The 6,081-nt window shown below is 52.2% G+C and carries 5 protein-coding genes; 4 read left to right on the plus strand and 1 reads right to left on the minus strand.

All coding sequences use genetic code 11. The features are described 5' to 3' along the window. The first annotated feature begins 15 nt into the window (after positions 1-15). Complete coding sequence (locus QSJ80_RS09950) at positions 16-1,257, plus strand: M14 family metallopeptidase (RefSeq protein ID WP_285764285.1); 1,242 nt, start codon at positions 16-18, stop codon at positions 1,255-1,257. A gap of 16 nt (positions 1,258-1,273) precedes the next feature. Here QSJ80_RS09950 and QSJ80_RS09955 read toward each other — a convergent pair whose 3' ends face one another. Next, the gene (locus tag QSJ80_RS09955; RefSeq protein WP_285764286.1) at positions 1,274-2,245 is read right to left on the minus strand and encodes an integron integrase; all 972 of its coding nucleotides are present in this window, start codon (positions 2,243-2,245) and stop codon (positions 1,274-1,276) included. 322 nt (positions 2,246-2,567) lie between these two features. Here QSJ80_RS09955 and QSJ80_RS09960 point away from each other — a divergent pair, with 322 nt between their 5' ends. The 3 genes from QSJ80_RS09960 (at position 2,568) to QSJ80_RS09970 (ending at position 5,576) form a co-directional block, all read left to right on the plus strand. Next, on the plus strand, positions 2,568-2,933 hold the full coding sequence (locus QSJ80_RS09960; protein WP_285764287.1) for a hypothetical protein: 366 nt from the start codon (positions 2,568-2,570) through the stop codon (positions 2,931-2,933). 130 nt (positions 2,934-3,063) lie between these two features. Next, a complete protein-coding gene (locus tag QSJ80_RS09965) occupies positions 3,064-3,537 on the plus strand; it encodes a hypothetical protein (RefSeq protein WP_285764288.1) in 474 nt (157 codons plus the stop codon). 1,619 nt (positions 3,538-5,156) lie between these two features. Continuing rightward, on the plus strand, positions 5,157-5,576 hold the full coding sequence (locus tag QSJ80_RS09970) for a hypothetical protein (protein WP_285764289.1): 420 nt from the start codon (positions 5,157-5,159) through the stop codon (positions 5,574-5,576). The last annotated feature ends 505 nt before the right edge of the window (positions 5,577-6,081 follow it).

Raw genomic sequence — 6,081 nt, forward strand, 5'->3', positions numbered from 1 at the left:
AACGAAAAGAGAATAATGATCAATTTCCAGAATCGTATTTTTGGCCGCGCCGGCCTGATCCTGCTGGCCATTGCGCAGGTGCTGTTGCTGGCGTCCTGCTCGAAAGTCAGTGACTGCGCCAGTGGCGCCGTGAAACTGTCCAGGGATTTTGAAGCGGGCCGCTTTAATCAGTGCAAGGTACAGCCGGGTTTCCAGTTTGAACTCAAGCTGGTACCCGAAAACAGGCCCATCAACCCGAGCCCGTGGTATGCCTTCCGTGTTGATTCGGAGCTGGACACAGCGATCAGGGTCAACCTGAATTACACAGACGGCTTCCATCGGTACCTTCCCAAGTTCAGCAGTGACAAGATCAACTGGCAGCCGTTATCCGACAGCCAGATTGAGGTAGCCGAGGACGGTCGCAGTGCGACGCTGCGCCTGGACGTAAGGAAGGGAAGCCAGTGGGTTGCGGCGCAGCCAATTCTGGATAATGCCAATTACGACCGCTGGATGTCCGGACTTCTACAGGGCGCCATTGCGGCGCAGTCCGAGCAAGCCGGAGAGAGCCTGGAGGGCCGTGCAATCAATGCCATTACCGCAGGTAGCGCTGAAGCCTATGCACCGCGGATATTACTGCTCGGCAGGCAGCACCCCCCGGAAATCACCGGCGCGCTCGCGATGCGTGCCTTTGTAGAGCGCGTATTCGAAGGGGATGCGCTGTCCAGGTCGTTCCTGGAACAGTTCCGCGTTGTGGTGATTCCGAATATGAACCCGGATGGTGTGGCCAATGGCAACTGGCGCCACAACAGCGGCGGCACTGACCTGAACCGTGACTGGGGCCCGTTTGAGCAACAGGAAACCAGGCAGGTCATCCGTTACCTGGAAAGCCGCTTCGGCGATGCGCCGGTGTGGGGCATGCTGGACTTCCACTCCACCAAGAAGAATGTGTTGTACACCCAGGCCGATGGCCAGACCATCTTTTCGGACTTTACCCGGCTGTGGGCCGAGCGCATGAATGCGAGTCCTGCTCCGATCAAATTCGAGCGCGAAGCGACCCACAAGAATAATCTGGCCACCACCAAGACTTATTTTTTCAAGCGCTACCAGGTGCCCTCGATCACTTTCGAGCTGGATGATGTTGCGCCGCCGGCAGACATAGTGCCGACCGCGCGCATTGCAGCGGAAACCTACATGTCCTTGTTACTTGAGCACAGGGGCAGCCTTGCTGCGGCAGGTGAGCAGGCGGAGACCGAGGCGGTTTCCGCACAGACCGAGTAGGCTGATGCGAGCCCGGTTAATCCCCAACCAGGTCACTCAGGGGGCTGCGCACTGCGTGGCCGCCGCGATTAATGACATGGGTATAGATCTCCGTGGTACGGATATCGGTATGGCCCAGTTGCTCCTGCACCGTGCGGATATCTGCGCCGCGTTCCAACAGGTGCGTGGCAAACGAATGCCGCAGTGAGTGGCACGAAGCCGGCTTGCGGATGCCGGCGGCGCGTACCGCGCGCTTCATCGCCCGCTGCAAAACCTGCTCCGAGATATGATGCCTGCGGCGCTTGCCAGAGCGCGGGTCCGTGCTGAACTGGGCGGCAGGGAACAGGTATTGCCAGCAGAGCTCAAACGCCCAGCCCGGGTTTTTCCGGGGCAGGGCATAGGGCAGGAACACCCCGCCCCAGCCCGGCTCCCTGCGATCCTGCTCATAAAGTGATGTCACTATTGCAATCTGCCGCTCCAGCGCTGCCACCAGCTCCGGCGCGAGCGTGACGATCCGCTGTTTGCGCCCCTTGCCCTCCATAATGGTGAGGGTAAGGTTCTCGAAATCCACATCCTTCACCCGCAGGCGCACCGTCTCCATCACCCGCAGTCCGGAGCCGTACATCAACGCAGCACACAGCTTGGTGGCACCCGTAAGCTGCTGAAACAGGCCGCTAACCTCTGTCTTGCTCAGCACCACCGGCAGCTTTTTGGGCGCGCGGGCCCTGGTGAACTCGCCGAAGTCACCCACCTCGCGTTTCAGGATCGTCTTGTACAAAAACACTATCGCATTCAGCGCTGTGCGCTGGGTATTCGGGGCCACGTTGCGCTTGATCGCCAGGTAAGTGAGGTAGCGACGGATGTCCTCTTCAGGCCCGATCTCATCGACACTGCGATAGCCATGAAACCTCAGAAAATCCCGAATCCAGTTGAGATAGGTATCTTCTGTACGAATACTGTACTGAGTGCCGCGAATTTGATCGCGCACCTGCTTCAAAAATTCCGACACGGGCAGCTTCCTTGCTGACTGTTTATATACACAGTATTTTCAGAGTCCCCGTCGGTCAAAGGATAGGGTAGTATTTGAAGTGTTTTTTCGTGCCAGCAACACACCCAAAGCGTGTAAGTTGCTGTAATCAATAAAAGAACCGGAAGAGCGTAGAATTACCGTCGGACTTTTCGATCACTCCGACGTCTTTGACTGCGTCGCTTCGATTGGATTAATCACGTCACGCCGACGCACATGATCGCGTCACCGTGACACTGAATAAGCTGTTAGGCGTTTCCCCTCGTCTAGCGCACTTATTTTTTAAAAGGGGATGGAGCTAAAAATGAAAAAAATAACTGGAATAGCTGTTTTGAGTGTATCGTCAATTTTGTTTGGGTGTGTATCTACGCCGGAGCCAAACCCAATTGCGGCGGTTCAACCTGGTGATCATGAACTTACGTGTGAATACATGGAAGCGGAGTATAAAGGCAATACTGAGGCTGCGAAGCGTAAAATTGACAAAAATAATGCAAGTGATGCTAAGGATGTCGCGCTCGGGTTGTTGATTTGGCCTGGTCTGGCTGATTTTAACAATGCTCCTGGCCACGAAGGCAATGCGTTGCTTGATAGAAACGCTCGCCTAAAAAATCTCGCAGAAGTTCAAAAATGTGATACATCTGGATGGCCGGAACAACCCAAGCGCTACTAAAAACGCCTAACCAGCGCTTGCAGGGCGACGCCTAAAGCTATGCTTGGTTTTGTGCCGCTCGCTGCGCTCACATTTTTGCACAAAAACGGCGCGTCGCTTGGCGCGCCTGAAGCGGGCGTTAGGCGTCTTTATGGCAAAGATCGCGGTAATACTGCTAAGCATATTGTTTCCGTGTGCAGTAGTATGTCAGGAGGATACATATATTCTCTTTGATGTAGAGGTGAAGGGGCACAAAAAGAAAACGCCTATATGGCTTTCAGTAGAGGGAAGCTATGATCTAGAGCACTTGCGTATTGAGCGCTATTTATTGCCCATAAGGCATGGGATATATTTTCTGGATCATATTGATTTTCATGAAAAGATTGCATTCGAAGACCCCATTCTGGAAGGTGGGCAAAAAAAAGGCTCACTGGATCTCAGAGAAAGAAATGGCGTGAAAATAGTACTGAAAGAGGGATATGTAAATTTTCTCGGGACATTAAAAGTGCATAAAAATAAATATAACAGGCTGGAAATGACGTTTGCCGCTGAGGAGTCATTGGTTAGAATTGCCTGTATCATTAATCCTAATATTTTAAACAAAAGAAAGTATGGGTTGTTATGATGCAGTCAGACCAAGAATATTCAGTTGACTGCAGCCGCCTAACAAATGAATGAAGGGCGACGCCTAAACCTTTGCTTCACTTTTGTGTTGCTCGCGGGCTCGCAAATTAACACAAAAGTGGCGCGCCGGTGCGGCGCCCCTTATCCAAGCGTTATGAAGCGGGGCCTTATTTTTAGGGCCTTATATTTAGTTTCTGCCCCGCTGATGGTTGGCTTTCGCACTTGAGCCGTGAATCGGCAACAAACAGCATGGTGCCGTGGCAGGCATCGTGGTTTTTAAGTGCCACCTTCTAGCGTGTGCCTTTCAAGTAGTGAATTGATCGGCAGCAGCATTGACCTGACTATCGTGCCTTACCGCCCAGCAGCGCAAAACCAGGCAATGCCAACGTGCCTTCTATAGGCATCGGCAAAGCGGAAACGGTATTCTTGGTTCGGGGAAAGTGCCATAGCGGTAGAACGCTAAAGAATAAAAAATGTACAGTGGGGAGGGGCAGAGTTCTTCCCCATTCAAAATAGGCAGTGGCCTCGCTAGCGCTCGGAAGCACTCCGTAGCAACTTCAGTCCGCCGCTGTCATAACAAGTGGCTGTAGCCGACGCCATAAGCTTAGCTTCGCTTTGTGTATGGCCTGCGGCCATTTTTACACAAGCTTCGCTGCGCTATTTATGGCTCGGCTAAGCCAGGCGTTATGAGTCAGCAAGGTCAGAATAATGAGAAGATCTGCAAGCATTGCTGAAGTGAGTCGAAAGTACGAGGAGTTAAACCGGTCGCTATTGGCCCATCAGATTTCTTCTGGTCTATTCGGCCTTTTAGCACTCATCATGGTGCCTACATCTTTGTTCGCCCCAGACACTGAGTCGGTATTAGTTGCTTTATTCTCTAGCTTGATTTTCATGCAGGCCCTTAAAGGCAAGAAGGAGTTAAAGAGTTTCAAAGCTGAGTTCCAGAAAAACCCTAAGTCATATGCAAGGCGTCGCATACCGAAACCAATAATGTACTATGTGTACTTCTGGTACCTCCCACGGTGAAACTCATAACAAGTTGCGGCAGACCGACGTCTTACTTTGCGCACTTTTTGCGCAGTCGCTTCGCTCCTATTTTCGCGCAAAAAGTACACAAAGTAAGCCGCCGCTGCGCAAGGCGTTAGCTTTTTTTGAGTATGGATGGACATAAGAGGTACGGCGGGCGGGTAAGCTCTGGCGGCTCGGGCTTCAGTAAATTTATTGATTTACGAGCGCTGCCCGTAATTATTGCATTCTCACTGGGTGTGTATTTGTACCCAGACCGCGCAACAAGAGTTGCAGCGTATGCAATGGCCGGAACAGCAGCGCTCCACTGCATGTTTGGTTTGCTCGCGGAATATCGGCACCGGCCTGCAATGCTAGGAATGTTGCTTGTGTCGGGGGTGAGTACGGCAGTAGCCTTCTGGCTCCCGTTAGAGTTCTTCCGTGGGCCTGACTTGCTGATCATTTATAATGCAGTCATCGTCGGCTTGGTCTGGTTTCAATGGGTTAAGTCCAGGAAAAAGCTAACCAGTGAATGAAGGACGACGCCTTACGCTTTGCTTCACTTTTGTGTTGCTCGCGGGGCTCGCAAAGTAACACAAAAGTGTGCGCGCTCGCGTGGCGCGCCTTATCCAGGCGTTATGGCTCTCTGAACTAAAAAAAATGAAAAAAATAGCAATTTTTATCGTTGTCTTGGTCTCGGGTTGCTCCAATTTCACGGTGAGTACCAATCTCGGCCCGTATGCCAATACAGCTGTTAAATCGGGCTCGGTTAAAGAGTACTCTCAAGAGGAAATCGGCAAGTATGATGCCACTCCTCTTGGCTATGTTGAGGCTGCATTCTGTCAGGATAAGGCCTCAGACCCACGTCCATCAAAGTCGGGCCTCGTGAAAACGCTCAAAGCAAGGGCTTCAGATCGTGGTGGAAATGGGATTGTTGTAGAGCAGTGCCAGTCATTTGGCGCTGAGGCGTGTTACAAGTACATGGAGTGCCGGGCACTAGCGTATAAAGTGCCATATAAGCGGTCCATGCCATAACAAATGGCTGCAGCCGACTCCATAAGCTTTGCTTCGCTTTTGTGATGTTCGCTGCGCTCACATTTTTACACAAAAGCTCTGCGTCGCTATGTCGCGCTGAGCCAGGCGTTATGAGGCGGTGTCTTTTTTTACCGTTTTTTAATTGGCTTTTGAGCCTGCTGCTGGTCACTCCTCGCGCTTGAGAGGGGCGTCAGTAAAAAAATAGAAAGTGCCATTAGCAGCATCGTTGTGGCTCCGGCGAGTAGCGGTGAAATCTGGTAGCCTTTACCACGGCGGTAGAGCACTAAAGAATATAAAAAGTGGGTGGGTCTAGAACTGAGTTCTTGCCCATTCTGGTCTGGCGGTTACCCTCGCCTGCGCTCGGGCTAAAGATCCCTGTAGCAGGAGCTGAGTGCCGCCTTTCATAACCAGTGGCTGTAGCCGACGCCATAAGCTTAGCTTCGCTTTGTGTATGGCCTGCGGCCATTTTTACACAAGCTTCGCTGCGCTATTTATGGCTCGGCTA

Source organism: Biformimicrobium ophioploci (assembly GCF_030270605.1).
Lineage (GTDB): Bacteria > Pseudomonadota > Gammaproteobacteria > Pseudomonadales > Cellvibrionaceae > Biformimicrobium > Biformimicrobium ophioploci.